We start from the raw sequence: 18,995 nt of genomic DNA, 5'->3' as shown, positions 1-18,995 counted from the left end.
GCATCTTGGATCAGCGCCCTTGATCAGCGGCGTAGCACGGGCGCTAATAAAGCGCGAGCGAGCGTGCAGCCTTTGAGCGGTGTGCAACAAATCTTTCACCGCCGGGAGGTATCTCTGGGACATGACGCACAGACCGGTTCAGCCGACGGACCTGCTGATTGCGCCCGACGATCCGTTCGAGGCGCTTGAGGGCTATGATCCGTCCTGGCCCTACCGTTCGGTCAGCCTCACCGATCCGCGCATCTATGTGGTGCGCCTTCTTCGCACCCAGGCGCGCGACACCGCGGAGAACGCCGCGCTGGGTCTAGGTCAGCGCCTGGCCGACGGTTACTACAAGGGGCTGATCCTGGATTATCGCCAGGCGGAGATCGATCACGGCCCCGACAATTTCGCCGCCATCGCCGACGCGTTCGCCGGCGCCTTTCCCGCCGGTATGCCCATGGTCTATCTGCACGATGGCGCGACGTTCGTCTTCGCGCGGCTGATGGTTCAGCTTCTTCGCGACCGCGGCGTGCGCGCCGCTCGGGCGAGCGCCTTCGCTCCGGCCTGGGAAGCCATCATCAGGACCGCCTGAAGCGGCTTCACTGACCTGCCGCTTCCGCCAGCGCTTAAGGAATTCTTAGCCATGTGCGCCCATCAAATAGGCGATGGTTTGCGAGACGATACAACCTGAAGACCTCACGGTTCAGTGTGCCGATCCGTTCGCCGAGCTTGCGCCGGTGTGCGCCGGCTCGCCCTGGCGCAGCTTCAGCCTGCCCGAGCCGCGCATCTTCTGTTCCAAACTGTTCAGGACGCTTGGCCCGGCCGGAAACGAGGCCGCCGCCCTGCGCCTGGGTCAGTGGCTGACCGAAGGCGATTACGCCGCTCTGGTGATGGATTATCGCGGCGCCGTTATCGCGGGCGATCCCGCCGCCTCGGAAACCCTGGCCGACGCCTCGGCGGCTGCGTTTCCGCGCGGAATTCTGGTGGGGTATCTGGGCGAAGGCGACAGCGCGCCCTTCACCCGGCTGATGACGACGTTGCTGCGCGATCGCGGCGTGAGGGCGGCGCGGGCGAGCGATTTCAAGACGCTTCACGACGCCCTTCTGAAACGGCTCACGCCGCTCAACATCCCGTTCTAACCGCCCGGTTCAGTAACCTGGCGGAATGAACGGCCCGCCGGTGAGAATCTCAAACTGGGCGGCGGCCTTCATCGCCTGATAGTCCTTGCCCGCCTGGGCCATGAACTGCAGCGACACCGGCAAGCCGTTGCGCGCCCGTCCCATGGGCACGGCGGTGGCCGCACAGCCGGCCATGTCGGCGAAAGCTGTCAGATCGGCCTGGCCCGCGGGCGTCTCCTCGCCGAAACTGAAGGCGGATTCCAGGGCGGTGGGCGCCACCACCAGATCGCAGGTGGAGAACCATGCGTCGGCGTCGGTCTCCACGGCGCGAATCTCGGCGTAGGCGGCTTCGGCCTTCTGGGCCGGCTGACCGGCGCCCCAGTCCAGAAGCCGCCGGAACGAGTCGGAGAAGCCCTTGGGATTTTCCCTCAGCATGGCGGCGTGGGCCTGGTGGCCCTCAAGCTCGCTGATCAACAGGCCGCGCCGGCGCGTCAGTCCGTACTGATACGCCTTCACACCCACATCGACGATGTTTGCCCCGGCATTGTCCAAACGCGCCAGTGACGCGTCATAGGCGCTTTGCACATCCGGGTGCGGCTTCAGCGAATCCTCGAAGCGCCAGCGCCCGATGGTGAGGCCGGTCAGCCCCTTTTGCGGACGCTGGGCGACGCCGGACAGCGCCGCCACGAAGGCGGGCAGATCGCGGGCCGAGCGGGTGAGCGGACCCACATGGTCCAGCGTATGGGACAGCGCCACGACCCCGTCGGTGGAGATCAGGCCGCGGCCAGGCTTGTGACCGGCGACGCCGCAATAGGCGGCCGGAATGCGCACGCTGCCCATGGTGTCGGTGCCCAGCGCCATGACGCACAGACCCGCCGCCACCGCGGCGCCGGACCCGCCCGAGCTGCCGCCGGGCGTGATCGCCTCACCGTCCGCGCCCCAGGGATTGAGGGTGCGCCCGAACCAGGGATTGTCGGTGACGGCGCCCAGCGCCCCCTCCTCCATGTTCACCGTGCCGGCGATGATCGCGCCGGCGCGTTTCAAAGCCGCGACGCAGGCCGCGTCCTCGCGGGCGATGCGACGCTCATAGGCCTTGATCCCGGCGTGCCAGGGCAGGCCCGCCACCGCGATATTGGCCTTCACCAGAACAACCGCGCCGTCGATCTCCGACAGGGGCGCGCCGCGCGCCCAGCGATCGGCGCTGTCGGCGGCCTCGGCGCGCGCGGCTTCAAATCGGGTGTCCAGCACCGCGTTCAGGGTGGTGTTGAGGCGTGCGATCCGCCGCGCGTAAGCGTCAAAGACCTCCAGCGGGCTCCATTTTCCAAGCGCGAACGCGGCCGACTGGGCCTGCCAGGTGCGCTGGCTGGCGTTCAGGGGAAGGTCGGCGGCGCTTGCACTCATTTGAACCGTTCATCGATGAGCCGGACCGGCTTCTGGCGGACTTCAGTCTGGGTAAGATCGGCCAGTTCGCCGGGCTTCACCAGCGCCACGCCCACTTCGATGCCAAGGGCCGATTTGAGCTGCGCGGCGAACGCCTCGCGCACCGCCTCGCTCTGCTCATGGCTTTCAGCCAGCACGGTGAAGTCGTCGCGTCCGCTGGCGTCGCGCGCCGCCTTGCAGATGAAATCGCCGGCGAAGGCCGGGTGCGCTTCAAGCAGCGGCCCCATGGCCTGGGGGAAGATATTGATGCCGCGGATCTTCACCATGTTGTCGGAGCGTCCCAGAAAGCCCTCGATGCGCTTGAACTGCAGGCCCAGCGGGCTCTTGTCGGTCTTCACCTTGGTGACGTCATGGGTGTTGAAGCGGATGATCGGATAGACGTCGTCCTTGTAAAGACAGGTGCAGATCATGTCGCCCTGCTCGCCGTCGGCTAGCGGCTTTCCGGTCTCGATATCGGCGACCTCCAGATACTGGGCGTCCTCCTGCACGTAGAGGCCGGAGCGGTCGGGGCCTTCCCCGGCGATGATCCCGGTGTCGCCCACCCCGTACCAGTCATAGCACTCAGCTCCGCCCCAGGCCTTTGACAGGGACTCCCGGTCCTCACGCCCCAGATGGCCGGAGATCATGCGGATCTTGAGGTCCTGCACCGGATCGATGCCCTGCTCCTCGGCCACCCGCGCGAGCTTCTTGATGTAGTCGGCGAAGCCTACGATCACCGTCGCGCCGAAGTCGCGCATCAGCTCCACCTGACGCGCAGAGCGGGTCTCCACGCCGGTGCCGGCGCTCATGAAGATGGCGCTGGTCCAGTGGATCACCGCCTCGCGCACATAGTGGCCGCCATTGATCATGCCGTGGCCGTAAACCGAGTGGACCACGTCGTCGGGTTTGAGCCCCTGGAAGCGGTACAGGCGCGCCAGCATCAGATTCTGGATCTCGCGGCTCTTGGCGCCGAACAGGAGAACCTGCGGCGTGCCGGTGGTGCCCGACGTGGTGTGCATGACCACGTTAGGCTTGCCTTCGGGGTGGGAGTCGCGCCCGTCAAAATCGCCGAAGGGCGGATTGCGAGCGATGGAGTCCATGATGTCCTGCTTATCAAAGCTCGGCAGCTCGCTGATCATATCAAGCCCGGTGATGTCGCCGGGCTCCACCCCCGCCTCACCCCAGAGCTTTTGATAGAAGGGCGTCTTCCAGGCCCGGTCGACGCATTTGAGGAAGAGCCGGTTCTGGCGTGCGAACAGCGCGTCGCGGCTGATCGATGTGGCGAAGTCCACAAAGGCCGGCCCGATGGGGTGATCCTTCTGGACCGCGCTCCAGTCAGCTGCGTCGAAATAGCTGCGATGTCCGTCGTTTGAAGCGCTCAAGTCCCGCCCTCCCCTTGATTGTCGTGCGGCGCCGGTCAGGCGTCAGTTCGCCCGGCTTCGTTTTGATCGGTGTCGTCTTCGTCGGTGAAGGCCATCAGCGCGTCGGCGTCGCCGGCGGCCAGGCGGGCGATCACGCCGGCGTCTTCAAGGCCGGGCGCCAGCCACACCGCCCGGGACAGCGCACGGTCCAGATCCGGGCGGGCCTGGCCGAAGCCGAACGCGAGGCATTCGGCGCGCTTGGCAGCCACGTCTTCGGGCGTCATGGGGTCGGCGGGCGAGCCGTAAAGCGCGTCGATGCGCGCGGTGACGGTCTTGCCGCTGGTGAGCTCGGCCTTGAGAGTCTGCGGTCCAAAGCGGGCGGGATCGGTGACGTCCTCGTCGATCTCGACGCTGATCGACCCGGCCAGGCGCAGGATATCAAGATCCTCCAGCGCCTCCTCGGTGAAGTCGGACAGACCTACCGCGCCGCGCGAGAGCGCCACTGCGCCGATATAGGCAAAGCACAGCCGCGCGTAATTGATCTGCATGTCACCCGTCACCGGCCGGCCCACCAAGCGGTGGATCAGCGGCGGAGCCGTGAGCGTGACACGCTCCACATCGCCGGCCGTCACGCCCTGCTCGCGCAGCTGTTTCATCAGGACGATCCCGCCCTGCGCCGCGCGTCCGGTGGGAAAGGGCTTGTAGCTCACCTCCTCGATGCGGAAGGTCTCGCCCAGCGCGGCGAGCACGGGCTCGATCTCCCAGCGCTCTTCAAACAAGGAGAGATAGCCGTAGGGCCCCTCGAACACGTCATGGGGGCCGGGAATCCCGGCGAAGGCCAGATCATTGGCCACGATCGCCGCGCGCGCCGCGCCGGCGATCTGTACCGGAAGCGCGGGCTTGCCCTCCACATGGGCCTGCATGGTGCCGGCGGCCTGGGACAGCGCATGGCCCAGCGCGTCCAGCGCCTGGGCTTTCGTGGCGCCGCGCAGGCGCGCGACCCCGAGCGTCGCGCCGAACAGGCCCGCCGTCGCCGGGCGGAAAAAGCGGATCGGGCTCTGCACCGCAGCGCCGAGCCCCGCCGCCACATCCACCGCGCCCACCATGGCCGTAAGATAATCCGCGCCGCTGGCGCCGGACGCCTCAGCCTCGGCGGTGAGCGCCGCGCAGATCACCGCCATGGGGTGAACCACGGCCGGCTCATGGACGCAGTCATATTCCTGGCAGTGGATCTGGAAGCCGTTCACATAGGCCGCCGCCGACACCGGCAGGCGCTCGCCCTCACCGCCGGACCCGGCGCTGGCGAACACATGGGCGGCCTGATCCTCCTCGCCCGCCTTGCCCCAGCCCTTGGCCACGTAGAGCAGATGATCAGCCAGCCAGGCCTTGCGCCCGGCGATCCCCACCGCCAGCGTATCCAGCAGGAAATGCTTCATGTCCGCCTGGGCCGAGGCGGAAACATCGCTCCATTGAAGGCCGAGCACGTGCTCGGTGAAGCGCTCGGCGGCGTGGGCTTTTTCGGCCATCAGCGGACTCCCACCCTGACTGCAAGGCTCGCGGCGAACCGGTCCAGGGGCTCATCGTCGGCCAGCGCCAGGGCGCTTTGCACCAGGGCGCGCGCCTGATCCGCGTCCAGCCCGGCATGGGCGGCGAGGCCGCGCGCCTTGGCGGTGAGCTGATCAAGGGTCAGCGGATTTTCCGGATCACCCAGCGCGTCCGGCGCATCAAAGCTGCGCGTCTCGCCAGAGCTAAGGGTGAGCGCGAGCCCGGCGCCATAGCGCGCCGGATAGCGCTCGGCGTAAGGCCGGCCGGCGGCGACATGGACCTTCGCAGCCAGCGCGCGCACATCCTCGCGCTCGAAGATCGCGGGCTCGAAATGGGAGAGCTCCGGCTTGCCCAAGATCAGCGCGGCGGCCACGCAATGCTGCAGCGAGAATTTCGCCTCGATCACGCTTTGCGGCCGCGCCCGGTCGCAGAATTTCAGCGCGTCGTCAAAGGTGGTCAGCGTGATGGACGCTACGGCGTCAGCGCTCACCCCCGCCTGGCGCGCGTCGAGCGCGGCGTCGATGGCGGCGTGGGCGTGGCGGCAGGCGGGCCAGGGTTTGAAGCTGACATCCTCCATGTGCCAGCCAGGCCCGCTGGCGGCCAGCACCGCTTCGGGGTCCGCGCCCGGACAGGTGGCGGCGAAGAAGCCCTGCGGTCCTTCCAGGATTTCAAGAGGTCCGGTCATTCCCGCGCTGGCGAGCATGGCGGCGGACAGCCCGGCGTGGGCGGCGCGGGCGGTGTGCAGCTGCTTGGCCATGGAGGCCGGTTCGTGGCGGGTCTGCCAGAAGCCGGACGCCTGCGTGCCCGCCAACCCCAGCGCATGGGCGGCGGTCTCAGGGTCAAGGCGGAAGGCGCTCGCCGCAGCCGCAGCCGCGCCGAAGGGACCGCATGTGCCGGTATTGTGCCAGAAGGCGTAATGGCCCGGTCCCACCGCACGGCCGAGCGCGATCACCGCCTCATATCCGCGCACCACCGCGCTCAGGAAGGCCTGGGAGGAGAGCTGGACGGTCTGCGCGGCGGCAAGCGCTGCGGGGATGACCGTGGGACCGGGGTGCAGGATCGCCCGCTTATCCACATCATCCATCTCCAGAACATTGCCCATGGCGCCGTTCACCATGGCCGCGGTGAGCGGGCTGGCGCCGCGTTCTGATCCCGCCACCGCGCAGCGCCCCGGCCCTTCGGCCAGTAAGCCCGCGGTCATAGCGCGCCCGGCCGGGCTGTCTGCGCCGGCCAGCGCACACCCCGCCCAGTCAAGCACATGGAGCGCCGCACGCGCCTGCAGGGCCGGCGAAACCGGCCGGGCGAGGCGGGCGGCGAGGGCCTGTGTGATGGAAAGACTTTGTCCGGACATAAGACTCTCGTAGCATGAGGGCGGCGCGGGCGAAAAGCCCGCAAAAACCGTTTGACGAGAATAGGAACGCGCCGCCATGGCGACTGTCCCGGTTTCGCTTTCTCCCGATGCGCTGGTCGCGCGCCTGCGCGCCGCCCTGCCGGAGCGCGCTCGCGTCTATGTCCCGGGCGTGGCCGCGGAGCCCTACGCTCTCGCCAACGCCTTCGCCGCCGCGCCAGGGCTCGCCGACGGGCTGACATTCTTCGGCGTCTGGATTCCCGGCGTGAACCGCACCGACTGGAGCGCGCTGGGCGGGTCTTCGCGGTTTGAGACGCTGTTCCTGGCGCCGGAGCTGCGCGCCGGGTTTGAAGCCGGGCGCGTCGCGTTTCTCCCTCTCACCTACACAAAGGCCTGGCGCTGGCTTGAAACGACCCCGGTGGACGCTGCGATCCTGCAGGTCGGCCCGCCGGATAGCGAAGGCCAATGCTCGCTGTCGCTTGCCAGTGATTTCACGCCTGCAATCTGGGAGCGCGCAAGGCTTCGCGTGGCGCAGATCAATCCAGCGCTCATCGCCATGCCGGGCGCCCCGACGATTCCCGTCTCCGCCTTCGATGCGGTCACCGAGCTCAAGACCACACCGCGCGGCTATGAGTCCGGCGCCCTGCCAGCCGCGTTTGAACGAATCGCCGAAAACATCGCCGCCCTGGTGGAGGACGCCGCCGCGGTGCAATTCGGGCTCGGCAAGGTGCAGCTGGCCGTGCTTCCGGCGCTCAAGCACCACCGCAATCTGACGATCCATTCGGGCATGGTCTCCGATCCGCTGCTGGAGATCCTCGCTGGCGACACGGTGGCGGCGATCCGCACCGGCGCGGTGCTGGGCTCGCCGGCGCTGGCCGCGGCGTTGAAAGACGATCCGCGCCTTATGATGACGCCGGTGAACCGCACCCACGCCCTGTCGGTCCTGTCGGGGCTCGCTAAATTCACCGCCGTCAATTCGGTGATTGAGGTGGATCTGTTTGGCCAGGCCAACGCCGAGTTTCTGGGCGGGCGCCAGATCTCCGGCGGCGGCGGGCTGGTGGATTTCGCCCGCGGTGCGCAGGGCAGCCCCGGCGGCAAGGCGATCTTCGCCCTCGCCTCCACAGCCAGCGGCGGGACGATCTCGCGCATCGTTCCGCGCCTGGCGCCCGACGCCACCACGCTGACGCGCGCCGATGTGGAGATCGTGGTGACCGAGCACGGCGCGGCGGACCTGCGGGGGCTTTCGCTCGACGCGCGCGCGCAAGCTCTGATAGACATTGCTGATCCCGAGCACCGCACCGTGCTGGACCGGGCGTGGGCGGAGATGCGGAGAAGCCTTTGAACGATAGAGCGCCCCAGGGTGAGTCCACCGCGCCGCGCTATATGGCGCTCGCTGAAGCCCTGCGCGCGCGCATTGGCGAAGGCGACCCCGATATCGGCCAGCTCCTGCCCACCGAGCACGCACTGTGCGAGACCTATCATGTCTCCCGCCACACCGTGCGCGAGGCGCTGCGCCTGCTCGCGGAATCCGGGCTGATCGCGCGCCGGCGCGGCGCCGGCACGGTGGTCATCGCGCGCGAAAGCACCCAGCGCTTCGCCCAGCGCCTGGGGGGCGTGGATGATCTGATGCAGTATGCGCGCGATGCGCGCCTCACCCCGACGCGCACCGCCACCGGCGCCATCGAACCAGCCGTGGCGCGCACGCTCGGCGTCAATCCGGGCGGCGAGTTTCTCCATGTTCACGGCCTGCGCGGTGAGCCGGGCAAGCCGTCCATCGCCCTCACTGATGTATGGATCCGCTCCGATCTCGCCCCGCCGGTGGAGACCTATGTGGAGCTGGGCGGTGCGGTCACGGAATGGATCGCCCGCGAGCGCCAGGTGCCCACCGCGCGCATCGAACAATCGATCTCCGCCGGCGCCCTCACCGAGCGCGAGGCCGAGGCGCTGGACGCCAGCGCCGGCGACGCCGCGCTGCGCACCCGCCGGCGCTATTACGACAAGGGCGGGCGCATCATCGCCCTGTCGGATTCAGTTCACCCGGCCGGGCGCTTCACCTACGAAATGGTGCTCCAGCGCGAAGCCGAGGCATAATCCCACGCCTCGAAGACTTCGGCCCCCGGCCCGCCGCCCGGCACGGCTCACGTGGGAGCCTTGCAGCCTTGGCGCGTTCAGTAAATCTTGACCCGAAACAGGCAGGCTTAAGCGAGGTTCTCGCAGCCAGGACAACCCCGTGCCGTTTTCGCCCCGCCTGCTCGTCATCACCGCGTTGAGCGCGTGTCTCGGACTCATCGCCGCATGGGTGGCGTTTCCGTTCCTGGCCGACGATGCTGACCAGCGCCAGTCGCGGCGCATGCTGGCCGACGTGACCGAGCGCGCTGCGGCGCGCCATGAATTGTTCGACGCCCTGATCTCGAAGCACCGCAGCGCGACCGACCGGTTCCGCCGGCGCTTCCAGGCCCTGGAGCAGGCCGAGGCGGACGCCTTGTTCGACGCCTACTTCCCCGAGCATGAAAGCGGCGCCCGCCGCAGCCGGCCGGAGGATTTCGACGGCGTGGTTCGCGAGGACGGTCAGCGCACCTTCGGCATGGGCGCCTTCATCGGCGAGACGTCGCCCGATGCGCGCACCCGCCGGGTCATGGTGGCGGCCTACCAGACCGTTCGCGACACCGGACCGGCGTTTCTGGACCGCTTCAAGACGCTCTATTTCAATGATGGGCGCAATCTGGTGATCTTCGCGCCGGAGCGTGAGGACCGGCTGATGTTCTATCGCGAACTGGCGCCGGCCGATTTTCGCTGGGACCAGCATGAGATGGTGACCATCGTCCTGCCGGAAAACAATCCCATGGGGCGAACGGTCTGCACCGGCCTCACCGATCTCGTGTATACCGAGGACGCCCGGGTGCAGACCATCGGCTGCCATACCCCGGTGCGCCTGAACGGCGCGCATCTGGGTGCGTTCGGCGACACGCTGGACGTCAACTCTATCCTGCGCGACGCAGTCTCGGACACGCCGGAGTCCATGACGGCCATCATGATCACGCGCAGCGGCGACGTGGTCGCCCACCCGGCCCTGTTCAGCGAGACCATCATCACTGACGCCGATGTGCGCCGCATCGCCCAGGAGCGCGGGCTTACTGCAGTGGGCCGCCTGGTGACCGATCAGGGACAGCGCACCGGCGTGATCGACTCACAGGAGCGTGGCTCCCTCATCGCCTATTCAAGGCTGGACGCACCGGGCTGGGTGCTTGTGATGGAGAGCCCTGCGCCGGGGGACAGCCTCTGGACATGGATGAAAGCGCTGGCGATCGGCGCGGTGATCGCCGCCGCCGTCTTCGCGCAATTCGTCATGGTCTGGGGCGGGCGAAGAGCGCGCCGGGCGGATGAACGGCCTGTGTGAGCCGGACAGGCGCCAGCCGGTCCAAAACGGATTTCAGACGAAGAGAAACACCACCGCCAGAACCACCACCCCATCAAGGGCGCGGGCGGCAAGGGGCGCGAGGCGCCGGCTCACGCCCGCTTCTCCAGGCGCGGACCGGTGCGGGCGGGCGCCATGGCGGTTTCATAGGCGCGGCGATAGCGGCCCTGCTCGGCGGCGTCGGCGCGAAGCCCGCGGCGCGGCGCGGGCGCGTCGGTTTGAAGCGAAAGGCCGGAGCGGGCGCAGGCGCGGCCGGCGTCGCCCGAACGGGCCTCGGCGCGGCGGCGCGGCTCGCAGGTGTCGCGGCGCGGACCTGCGGGCACGAGCGCACGGCGGCCCGGATCGCCAGATGCGCCGGCGCCCGCCCCCGGCGACACACGCACCTCGCCGCGCCGTGAACCGGTTCGGCTTGGGGCGGCCAGGGCGGCGCGCGGAGCGTATGGGTCGAAACCGATCATGACCGGTATAACGCAAGTGCCGCGCCAGAGTTTAACCGATCATTTACCCGATTTAACGCGGATTAACCGTAACCAACCGCCCCGATGAGGCCCAATGGAGCCCGGGGCGGGCCGGTTTGCCACACAAGCGGCGGCGAACCGGCCCATTTCGGCACAGCCCGCCCCTTGCTCCCCTCTTCGTCAGAAGGGTGCGCGGCGTCAGCGCTCGCTGGAGAGCTTGTCGAGGCGCGCGCGCATGGCTTCAAGCTCGTCGCGCAATTCCTTCACCTCGGGGTCGCCGCCACCCCCCTGGCCGCGCTTGGCGTCAGAGGCCGGCGCGGCGGCGCCGGGCTGGGGAAAGCCGGGCGTAAACATTTTCATGGCCTGCTGGAACATCGCCATATTGCGCTTGGCGGCTTCCTCCATCATCGCCATGGAGGCGGCCGGATCGGCGATGGCGCCGGTCATCTTCTCGCGCAGCTCCGATTGCTGGCGGGTGAAGCTTTCCATGGTCATGTTCAGATAACCTGGCACCATGGACTGCATGGAGTCCCCGTAGAACCCGATCAGCTGGCGCAGGAACTCCACCGGCAGAAGCGTCTCGCCCTTGCTCTCTTCTTCAAAAATGATCTGGGCGAGCACACCGCGGGTGAGATCGTCGCCGGACTTGGCGTCGAGCACCTGAAATTCCTTGTCCAGCCGCACCAGCTCACGCAGGTGGTCCAGGGTCACATAGCGGCTGGCCGACGTGTCGTAGAGGCGCCGGTTCGCATATTTCTTGATGATGATCGGAGTCTTCTGGCTGTCGGTCATATCTCACATCTCCCCTGGGCCCGTCTGATGCAGGCGATTTTCATGCGTCCTAGACCGTTCCCCGCTCGACACGGCAAGGCGGCGCTTGCGATAGTGTCTTGGTGATGCGGTTCATTGTCAGGTCGCGCCGTCCGGCGCAAGCTTGATGCTGCACATGCGACGCCGACGTCATGCTGCGCAGCATAGACATACTTGGCGTCGGGGGACAGGGAGGAAAAACAATGGCGAGAACAGCGCTCGTAACCGGTGGAACCCGTGGTATCGGAAGGGCGATCGCGATCGCCCTGAAGGGGGCCGGCTACACCGTGGCCGTCAATTACGCAGGCAATGACGCAGCCGCAAAAGCTTTTGAGGACGAGACCGGTATCCGGGCCTTCAAATGGTCGGTGGCCGACTATGACGCCTGCAAGGCCGGAATCGAGGCGGTCACCGCCGAGCTCGGCCCGGTGGACGTGCTGGTCAACAACGCCGGCATCACCCGCGACGCGCCGTTTCACAAGATGACGGTGGAGCAGTGGCGGGAGGTGATCGACTGCAATCTCTCCGGCGTGTTCAACATGACCCACCCGCTGTGGAATTCCATGCGCGACCGCAGCTTCGGCCGGATCGTGAACATCTCCTCCATCAACGGCCAGAAGGGCCAGTTCGCACAGGCCAACTATTCCGCCTCCAAGGCCGGCGATCTGGGCTTCACCAAGGCGCTGGCCCAGGAAGGCGCGCGCAAGAACATCACGGTGAACGCCATCTGCCCCGGCTATATCGCCACCGAGATGGTGATGGCGGTGCCGGAAAACATCCGCGAGAAAATCATCGAGACCATCCCGGCCGGCCGCCTCGGGACCGCAGAGGAAATCGCGCGCTGCGTGGTCTTCCTGGCGTCCGACGAGGCCGGCTTCATCACCGGCGCCACCCTGACGGCCAATGGCGGTCAATACATGGCGTGACTCGTGGGGCCGGACGGGCCGGGGTGTGAGCGGTCTGACGCTCCGGACCTGACATCCCGGGCCTTGCGGCGCTTACGCAGGCGCGACGGCGCCTTCGCCGCGATTAGTGAAGTCGCGTTCATGTCGGCGCCGAAATTGAGGCGGGATGGCGCCGTATAATCGCCGTGATGCGGAATGATTTTACCGGTCATGTTCAGGGGAATCACAGCTCTGTTCGTGCTGGCGGCCGGGGTCTGGGCGCTGTTGAGCACGGACGGGTTCACGCAACCAAATCCGTTCCAGCAGATGCTGGGTCGCGACTCGCAATCCGAGGCGCCGCAATCGGTATGGTTTGACCGCGCCGACGGGCGCGGCCGCTTCATCCTGGACCGCACCAGCCAGCCGAACCTTTTGTGGACCGAAGGCTCCATGGAGGTTCACGCCGCCTATCGCGGCCGGGCCTCCGGCGGCGGCGACGTGTGGCGCACCGATACCGACCGCATCATCCTGCGCACCTCCAATCTGGGCGGCTGGACCTATTTCCCGGCGGACCGGCCTGACGGCGTGATTGTCGATCCGGTGGGCGCGGCGCGCACGCTGGTCGCTGCGCCGGCAGGGCCGGACGATCTGCAGGACGCGGCGCGCGACATGGTGGACACGCTGGCGCGCCTGTCGCGCAGCGAGGTGAGCGCTGAACTCACCAGCCTCACCCCGGACCAGAACCCCTATATCATCGACGCCATGGTGATGATCGGCTACGGCGCCGAGGCGGCCTCGCGCCGCAATCTGCGCAATCTGGAGATTGTTCGCGTCGGCGTCGGCGAGGCGCCCCGCGCCAGCTTCGACGGGCGCACGCTGGACGTCTCGGTGGCGCCTCGCATGGGCTATGCCGGGCGGCCGAGTTCAGAGGCCATCCGGCTGACCCTAGAGCGCGGAGCGCGTTAGCTGACGCTTGAGCGCCGCGCACGCGAGGCGAACGCCCCGAACTGATCCGCCCGCCCGCCGGCTAGACCGGATCAAAGCCGCCCGCCGGCCGGCGCGCCACGCGGAACACTCCCCTTAAAACGTCCTCGGTCAGCGCCTCGCCCGCAGGTGCGTCAGTGACAATACGCCCCTCGTCCATCACCACGATGCGGTCGGCGAATCGTTCGGCCAGCGCCAGATCATGCAGCGCCGCCATCACCGCCGCGCCGCGATCCGCCTCGCCCTTCAGCACCATCATGGCGTCCAGCTGATGGCGCGGATCCAGCGCGGCCCCCGGCTCGTCGGCGAGCAGAAGCGGCGCCTGCGCGGCCAGCGCCCGCGCCAGATGCAGACGTGACTGCTCGCCGCCCGACAATGTATCGATGGGGCGATCTTTAAGGTGCGCCGCGTCGGCGCGCGCCAGCGCCCGGTCCACCGCATCACGATCAGCAACGCTGAGCCGGTCATAGGCCCGCCCCCCGAACGCAAAGCGCCCCAGCGCCGCCAGATCGGCGCCGGTGATCGACCAGGCCGCCTGGCGCTCCTGGGGCAGATAGGCGGACAAGCGCGCGCGCCGGGCCGAGGATAAATCTCTAAGCGCCTCGCCCGACAGCCGCACTGACCCGGCCGCGGGAACAAGGCCGAGCACGGCCTTTAGAAGGCTCGATTTTCCCGCCCCGTTGGGCCCCACCAGCGCCACATGCTCGCCCGGCTCCACTGTCAGGCTTACGCCGGACACGACCACGCGGCCCGAAAGGGTGATGTGCAGGTTATTGATCGACAGCGCGCTCATCGGCCCAGCCTCGCACTGGTGGCGGCGATCCAGACGAAGGCCGGCGCGCCGATCAGGGCCGCCGCGACGCCCAGGCGCAGCTCCTGATCCAGCGGGGCCAGGCGCAGCAGCAGATCGGCGGCCGCCAGAATCAATCCGGCGAGCAAAGCGCTGGGCAGGATCAGGCGCGCCGGGTCGTGGCGCACGAAAGGGCGCATCAGATGGGGCGCGACAATGCCCACAAAGCCGATGACGCCGGCCACCGCCACCGCCGCGCCGGTCATCAGCGCCGCGCCCGCCACCACCAGCACCCGCAGGCGCGGTACGTCCAGGCCCAGGCTCGCCGCCGTATCCTCGCCCAGAGTCAGCGCGCGAAGGCCCGGCGCCGCGAAGGCGCAGCACATCGCGCCGGCGATCCAGAACGGAGCGGCGAAGCCGAGATCGGCGAATGAGCGATTGGCCACAGATCCCAGCATCCAGGTCACCATGTCCGACAGGGCGAACGGGTTGGGCGACAGATTGATGGCCAGCGCCGTGAGCGCCCCGGCGAAGCTTGAAAGGCCCACACCGGCGAGGATCAGCTGCACCGCGGTGACCCGCCCCGCGCCGATGATCGCGAGCGCCGCCGTGGCCAGCAGCGCAAACGCGATCGCCAGCGCCGGAACCGCGATGGCGCTCACGGCGGCGAAGCCGAAATAAATCGCGATCACCGCGCCCAGAGACGCGCTGGCCGACACGCCCAGCACGCCGGGATCAGCCAGTGGATTGCGCAGCAAGCCCTGCAGCAAAGCGCCGGACGCGCCCAGCGCCGCGCCGGTGAACAGGGCGGCCAAAGCGCGCGGAATTCTTATCTCCCAGACGATGGCGGAAAAGGCCGGATCGCCGCGCAAGGTGAGCCCGCCAAGGGTTTCCCCGGCGCTTAATGGCGCGCTCCCAAAAAGCGCCGAGCCCAGCAGCACAAGAAGGCATGCGGCGGCGAGCCCGGCGTTGAGGCGCGCGCTCACAGCCGCGCCCTCATTGGCCGGCGCCTCCAGCCTGAACCAGATGCGCCTGAAGGGTCTCGGCGTGGTGCGCATTGGCCTGCCGGCGCGCGGCCAGCGCCGCATCGGCCATGAACCAGGCGCCGCAGGCGGTCAGCGCCCCGTCCAGCGCCACTTGCGAGGTGCGGCCGGCCAGGCGCTGGAACACCGGATGGTCAGAGACCGCCCAGCTGTCTTTGGGGGCCGAGCCGTCATCAAAGAAGGCGGTGACCACCAACTCAGGGCGTTCCAGCGCCAATTGCTCCAGCGGCAAGGCCCGCCAGCCCACCGCACCGCCCTGCGCGGCGGCGTTGGCCAGATTGGCGGCGCTCAGGATTTCGTGGACCATGGTCCCCGCCCCGCTGGTGACGCCCGACGGTGTGAGATAGAGCGCGTTCAGCCGCGGTCCGCGCGCGGCCGCCTCCAGCTTGGCGTCCATTTCGGCGATCAGCGCCTCGCCGCGCGCCGGATGGCCCAACGCCTGGGCGGTGCGGCGGATGGTGGCTCGGATCGCGTCGAAATCATCGGCATAGCCCAGATCGAAGACCGGCACGCCGAGGCGGGCGTAGAACGCCTGCGCCCTCGCCCCGCCGCCATAGCTGCGCAGCACAAGGTCCGGGTCCAGCGCCAGGACGTCCTCGGCGGCGTCGCGCACCTGACGATATCCGGCGGCGCGATCACGCAGCGCTGAATGGGCGTCGTCGGCCTGTACCGACACGGCGAGGATCTGCTGAGGATCGGCCAGGGCGAGCACGTACTGATCGGCGCAATAATCCAGCGACACCACGCGCGGCGCCGGCGCCCCGGCGGGCTGGGCCGAAGCTGCGCCCGCCAGGGTCAGGCCCAGAAGGCCGCTTATGATCAGGGGTTTGATCACGGCGTGAAGCGCACCCCGATGGTGACCGCGCGCGGCGCGCCGGCGAAGGCGGCGGGCTGCTCATAGGTCTCGTCAAACAGGTTGCGCGCCGTCAGGAACAGCTTTGCGCGGGTCCCAAGATCGAGAACGCCGGAGACGTCCACCGTCTGATAGGCGTCGGCGGTCCCGCGCGAGGACACGAAGAACCCGTCATCGTCGTAGGTCACGTCCACACGCTCGCCCACATGGCGGCCGGTGAGCGTGAGCGCGGCGATCTCGATCGGGCGCCAGGTGGCGCTCAAAGAAGCTGCGTGCTCTGGCCGGCGCAGGAGACGCTGGCCAGTGTCGGCGTTCAGCGCGTCGGTATAGGTGTAGGACCCTGACACCGTGACCGTGTCGGCCGGCGACCAGGCGGCGTAGGCCTCCCAGCCGGAGAGCTCCGCCGCGCCGATATTACGGTTGGTCCCGGTGAAGGTGGTGAAGTCGAAAACGTTTTCGATCAGGTTTTCGATCTCGCCGTCATAGTAGGCGGCGCCAAAGCTCAGCGCGTCCTCACGCCCGGAGAGGGCCAGCGCGGTGTCGAACCCCACCTCGAAGGTTTCCCCTGTTTCCGGCGACAGGTCCGGATTGGGCGTGACGAAGGCCGAGCTTGCAAAGCGTTCAGACAGTGTCGGCGCCTTGAAACTGGTCCCGAAACTGGCGCGCAGGCGCGTGTTCAGGGGCGCAATCGCGTAAACCGCGCCGATATTGGCCGTGGTCTCGTCGTCAAATCCCTCATGGGCGTCATGGCGCGCCGAGACGGTGAGACTGAACGCAGCCGTTAGATCGGCCTGCGCCGCGGCATAGGCCGAGGCGACGGTCTCGGATACGGCGAGAGGCGCGTTGAAGGCGGTGTCGGTCTCAACGCGCTCCTCGCGCCAGTCCGCTCCGAAGCTGAACACCACGCCTTTAAACAGGTCGGCGCGATAGCTGTTGGAGAGCATCACGAAATCGCGCTCGGCCTCATAGGTGTCGGTGAGAGCGCGATTGTTGAAGCTTTCCAGATCATAGGTTAGCCGCCCGGCGCGCAGGCGGCTTTCCCCGGCGCCGGCGAGCCATCCGGCGGTGAGACCGGCGGCCACAAGCGCCTGATCGTCATGGCTTTCAAGATCGCGGTCATCGGCGCGCTGAGACCCTCCGGGACCGCCGGAGAAGGTGTCGAACTCCACCTCGGCCTCGCGCAGGCGGGCGAGCAAATCCACCGAAATCGTCTGCGTCAGGTCCAGCGAGCCGTTGGCGGACAGGGTGACAAAGCGCGCCCCGTCGGGATCGCCGGTGGCGGTGGAGATGCGCGCCGGCGTCACGTCAAAGCCGTCCGTTTCGTAGATTTCCGCGCTTACCGCGCCGCGCATGCGCGCAGCCCCGGCGCCCACGCCGGCCAGGACGCGCGTGGTGTTGAACTGCCCGAAAGAAGCCGCCGCAAAAGGTTCAAACCCCTGATCCGGCCCGGTGCGCGGCAGGATGTTGATCACGCCGCCCACCGCGTCCGATCCGTAGAGCGAGGAGAGCGGTCCACGCACCACTTCGATGCGGCTGGCGTCGCCCAGAAGCTCGGACCCGAAATTGAACACGCCGGTGGCGGTGGAGGGATCGTTCAGGCGAATGCCGTCATAGAGCGCAAGCGTGTGCTTGGCGTTGGCGCCGCGAATGAAGACGCTGGTGAGTGATCCGGCCGGTCCCGACTGGACCACCTCGACGCCGGGCGCAGCCGCAAGGGCGTCGGCGAGGGTAGCCAGGCCCTGAAGCTCGATATCGTCGCGGCCGATGACCGTGACGCTGGCGGGCGAGGTTTCAGCCGGCGTCGCAGTGCGCAGGCCGGTGACGAGCACCGTCTCGTCGTTTCGGCTCCGGGCCTCGGTTTGCGCGTGAGACGGAGCGGCGAGCCCGGCCAGGCTCATCGCCAGGACCGGCAGAAATTGAATACGAGTCATCATTGGATCGGGTCTTTTCCGTCCAGCCCGGCGCGGAAGCGGCGCAAGGCGTTCAAGCGAGACAGTGCGCTTCGCCGGCCACGGGGCCGGCGATTCTTCACGCGCCATGACTGTCGCTTCAAACGGAAAAGTTCCGCGTCCGGCCGGCGTGCTCCCGCACCGCGAACGAGCGACCGCAACGGCAGGTCTCCTGGCTTGCAGATCAATGCGTTCGCGCCGCCTTCCCGGATCTCTCCAGTGGCGTAGTGGCGCTAACGCTCCCTGCTCACAGTAGCGGGCACTGCCCCGGACTTGGAAAGGTGACCCTTTCCTCACCGGTGTTCCCTCTTCACTTCCTCGCGGAAGAACCGTTGCGTGAATTTGCATAATCCGAGCGGCCTGCTGGGTCAAGCGCGCGCGGCCTAAGCATTTTTGTTTAAAGGCGTCGCAGCGCCTACTCGACGAGCCTGGCCCGCAACTGATCCACCAGCAGGCCCTGATAAAAATCGCCCGCCCGGGTCTCGGCCTCGTCCAGAAAACCGAGCATTTCAGCGGTGTCCACCGCCGGAACGGCGCCGCAGCCGTCAAACGCGCCCATGAGGGCGTAATGGGGAAAGCCCACAAGGCCGGCGTATCGCCCGGCATGGGCCGAGCGCCGGATCAGCTCGCCGCCATAGCACGGGTCAGCGCCGCGCCCGTCCCAGTTCTCCACCCGGATATAGCCCACCACGAACAGCGACTGGGGATAGCCCGCGCGCAGCGCCGCATCGCGATAGGACTGGCCCTCCTCATGAAGGCCGGAATAGCCGTAGGCGCGCGCCAGCTGATAATTCAGACGCGGATTGCCCGGATCAGCCGCGACCGCCTCGGTGCAGGCGAGTATCGCCGCTGGCAGGTCGGCGTCGGCCTGGCTGACGCCCTCGCCCACGCGCTCAGGATCGCTGGGATGGGCGATGAGCGCATCGCACTGCGTGGGCGTGCGATCAAAATCGCCGCGTGCATAAGTCTCTATGGCGTCAAGGGAAACGGTCTGCACCAGCAGGACGGCGGCGAGAATCATGGCGGGCTCCCGGTA

General features: G+C 68.0%; 18 protein-coding genes and 1 riboswitch. Of the genes, 7 read left to right on the top strand and 11 right to left on the bottom strand.

Going from position 1 to position 18,995, the window contains the following annotated elements; genetic code table 11:
* Positions 1 to 121: 121 nt before the first annotated feature.
* Entirely contained in the window at positions 122 to 574 is a 453-nt protein-coding gene (locus ACWCOP_RS03125) for a hypothetical protein (RefSeq protein ID WP_478249775.1), read from the top strand.
* 73 nt (positions 575 to 647) lie between these two features.
* Positions 648 to 1,121, top strand: a complete 474-nt coding sequence (locus ACWCOP_RS03120) for a hypothetical protein (protein ID WP_478249774.1) — start codon at positions 648 to 650, stop codon at positions 1,119 to 1,121.
* Between the two features lie 9 nt (positions 1,122 to 1,130).
* Here the strand turns inward: ACWCOP_RS03120 and ACWCOP_RS03115 are convergent, their stop codons facing one another.
* The 4 genes from ACWCOP_RS03115 to ACWCOP_RS03100 are packed head-to-tail and all read right to left on the bottom strand — an operon-like array spanning position 1,131 to position 6,776.
* Positions 1,131 to 2,501 carry an amidase gene (locus ACWCOP_RS03115; protein ID WP_478249773.1) on the bottom strand — a complete coding sequence of 457 codons (1,371 nt, stop codon included), beginning with the start codon at positions 2,499 to 2,501 and terminating at the stop codon, positions 1,131 to 1,133.
* Positions 2,498 to 3,901, bottom strand: a complete 1,404-nt coding sequence (locus tag ACWCOP_RS03110) for a phenylacetate--CoA ligase family protein (RefSeq protein WP_478249772.1) — start codon at positions 3,899 to 3,901, stop codon at positions 2,498 to 2,500. The genes ACWCOP_RS03115 and ACWCOP_RS03110 overlap by 4 nt, the downstream gene beginning before the upstream one ends.
* Before the next feature lie 35 nt (positions 3,902 to 3,936).
* On the bottom strand, positions 3,937 to 5,406 hold the full coding sequence (locus ACWCOP_RS03105) for an MmgE/PrpD family protein (protein ID WP_478249771.1): 1,470 nt from the start codon (positions 5,404 to 5,406) through the stop codon (positions 3,937 to 3,939).
* Positions 5,406 to 6,776 carry an MmgE/PrpD family protein gene (locus ACWCOP_RS03100; RefSeq protein ID WP_478249770.1) on the bottom strand — a complete coding sequence of 457 codons (1,371 nt, stop codon included), beginning with the start codon at positions 6,774 to 6,776 and terminating at the stop codon, positions 5,406 to 5,408. The genes ACWCOP_RS03105 and ACWCOP_RS03100 overlap by 1 nt, the downstream gene beginning before the upstream one ends.
* A gap of 76 nt (positions 6,777 to 6,852) precedes the next feature.
* Here ACWCOP_RS03100 and ACWCOP_RS03095 point away from each other — a divergent pair, with 76 nt between their 5' ends.
* The 3 genes from ACWCOP_RS03095 to ACWCOP_RS03085 all read left to right on the top strand — a co-directional run bounded on the left by ACWCOP_RS03095 (position 6,853) and on the right by ACWCOP_RS03085 (position 10,170).
* Positions 6,853 to 8,115, top strand: a complete 1,263-nt coding sequence (locus ACWCOP_RS03095) for an acetyl-CoA hydrolase/transferase family protein (RefSeq protein ID WP_478249769.1) — start codon at positions 6,853 to 6,855, stop codon at positions 8,113 to 8,115.
* Positions 8,112 to 8,864 (top strand): GntR family transcriptional regulator, encoded by a 753-nt coding sequence (locus ACWCOP_RS03090; protein WP_478249768.1) that lies wholly within the window; start codon positions 8,112 to 8,114, stop codon positions 8,862 to 8,864. Before ACWCOP_RS03095 ends, ACWCOP_RS03090 begins: the two co-directional genes overlap by 4 nt.
* A gap of 139 nt (positions 8,865 to 9,003) precedes the next feature.
* Entirely contained in the window at positions 9,004 to 10,170 is a 1,167-nt protein-coding gene (locus ACWCOP_RS03085; protein ID WP_478249767.1) for a hypothetical protein, read from the top strand.
* A 110-nt stretch (positions 10,171 to 10,280) separates the two neighbouring features.
* Here ACWCOP_RS03085 and ACWCOP_RS03080 read toward each other — a convergent pair whose 3' ends face one another.
* The gene (locus tag ACWCOP_RS03080; protein WP_478249766.1) at positions 10,281 to 10,646 is read right to left on the bottom strand and encodes a hypothetical protein; all 366 of its coding nucleotides are present in this window, start codon (positions 10,644 to 10,646) and stop codon (positions 10,281 to 10,283) included.
* Positions 10,647 to 10,844: 198 nt separating this feature from the next.
* Positions 10,845 to 11,438 (bottom strand): polyhydroxyalkanoate synthesis repressor PhaR, encoded by a 594-nt coding sequence (gene phaR, locus ACWCOP_RS03075; protein ID WP_478249765.1) that lies wholly within the window; start codon positions 11,436 to 11,438, stop codon positions 10,845 to 10,847.
* Between the two features lie 221 nt (positions 11,439 to 11,659).
* On the opposite strand from phaR, the gene phbB reads away from it, so the two are divergent.
* Together phbB and ACWCOP_RS03065 are read left to right on the top strand one after the other, a co-directional pair.
* Positions 11,660 to 12,382, top strand: coding sequence for an acetoacetyl-CoA reductase (gene phbB, locus ACWCOP_RS03070; RefSeq protein WP_478249764.1), 723 nt, complete (start codon positions 11,660 to 11,662; stop codon positions 12,380 to 12,382).
* Positions 12,383 to 12,571: 189 nt separating this feature from the next.
* On the top strand, positions 12,572 to 13,306 hold the full coding sequence (locus ACWCOP_RS03065) for a DUF4908 domain-containing protein (RefSeq protein WP_478249763.1): 735 nt from the start codon (positions 12,572 to 12,574) through the stop codon (positions 13,304 to 13,306).
* 61 nt (positions 13,307 to 13,367) lie between these two features.
* Here ACWCOP_RS03065 and ACWCOP_RS03060 read toward each other — a convergent pair whose 3' ends face one another.
* From ACWCOP_RS03060 to ACWCOP_RS03040, 5 genes are all read right to left on the bottom strand, one after another.
* The gene (locus ACWCOP_RS03060; RefSeq protein ID WP_478249762.1) at positions 13,368 to 14,117 is read right to left on the bottom strand and encodes an ABC transporter ATP-binding protein; all 750 of its coding nucleotides are present in this window, start codon (positions 14,115 to 14,117) and stop codon (positions 13,368 to 13,370) included.
* Positions 14,114 to 15,100 carry a FecCD family ABC transporter permease gene (locus ACWCOP_RS03055; protein WP_478249761.1) on the bottom strand — a complete coding sequence of 329 codons (987 nt, stop codon included), beginning with the start codon at positions 15,098 to 15,100 and terminating at the stop codon, positions 14,114 to 14,116. The genes ACWCOP_RS03060 and ACWCOP_RS03055 overlap by 4 nt, the downstream gene beginning before the upstream one ends.
* Before the next feature lie 10 nt (positions 15,101 to 15,110).
* The gene (locus tag ACWCOP_RS03050) at positions 15,111 to 15,992 is read right to left on the bottom strand and encodes an ABC transporter substrate-binding protein (protein WP_478249760.1); all 882 of its coding nucleotides are present in this window, start codon (positions 15,990 to 15,992) and stop codon (positions 15,111 to 15,113) included.
* On the bottom strand, positions 15,989 to 17,944 hold the full coding sequence (locus ACWCOP_RS03045; RefSeq protein ID WP_478249759.1) for a TonB-dependent receptor domain-containing protein: 1,956 nt from the start codon (positions 17,942 to 17,944) through the stop codon (positions 15,989 to 15,991). The genes ACWCOP_RS03050 and ACWCOP_RS03045 overlap by 4 nt, the downstream gene beginning before the upstream one ends.
* Before the next feature lie 160 nt (positions 17,945 to 18,104).
* Positions 18,105 to 18,308: riboswitch (cobalamin riboswitch) on the bottom strand.
* A 66-nt stretch (positions 18,309 to 18,374) separates the two neighbouring features.
* On the bottom strand, positions 18,375 to 18,980 hold the full coding sequence (locus ACWCOP_RS03040) for a hypothetical protein (protein WP_478249758.1): 606 nt from the start codon (positions 18,978 to 18,980) through the stop codon (positions 18,375 to 18,377).
* Between the last annotated feature and the right edge of the window lie 15 nt (positions 18,981 to 18,995).

This window comes from Apolloniradiicaulis salifontis (assembly GCF_053756655.1).
Note: the sequence above shows the minus strand (reverse complement) of the source record. Positions and strands in the feature narration are given on the sequence as shown.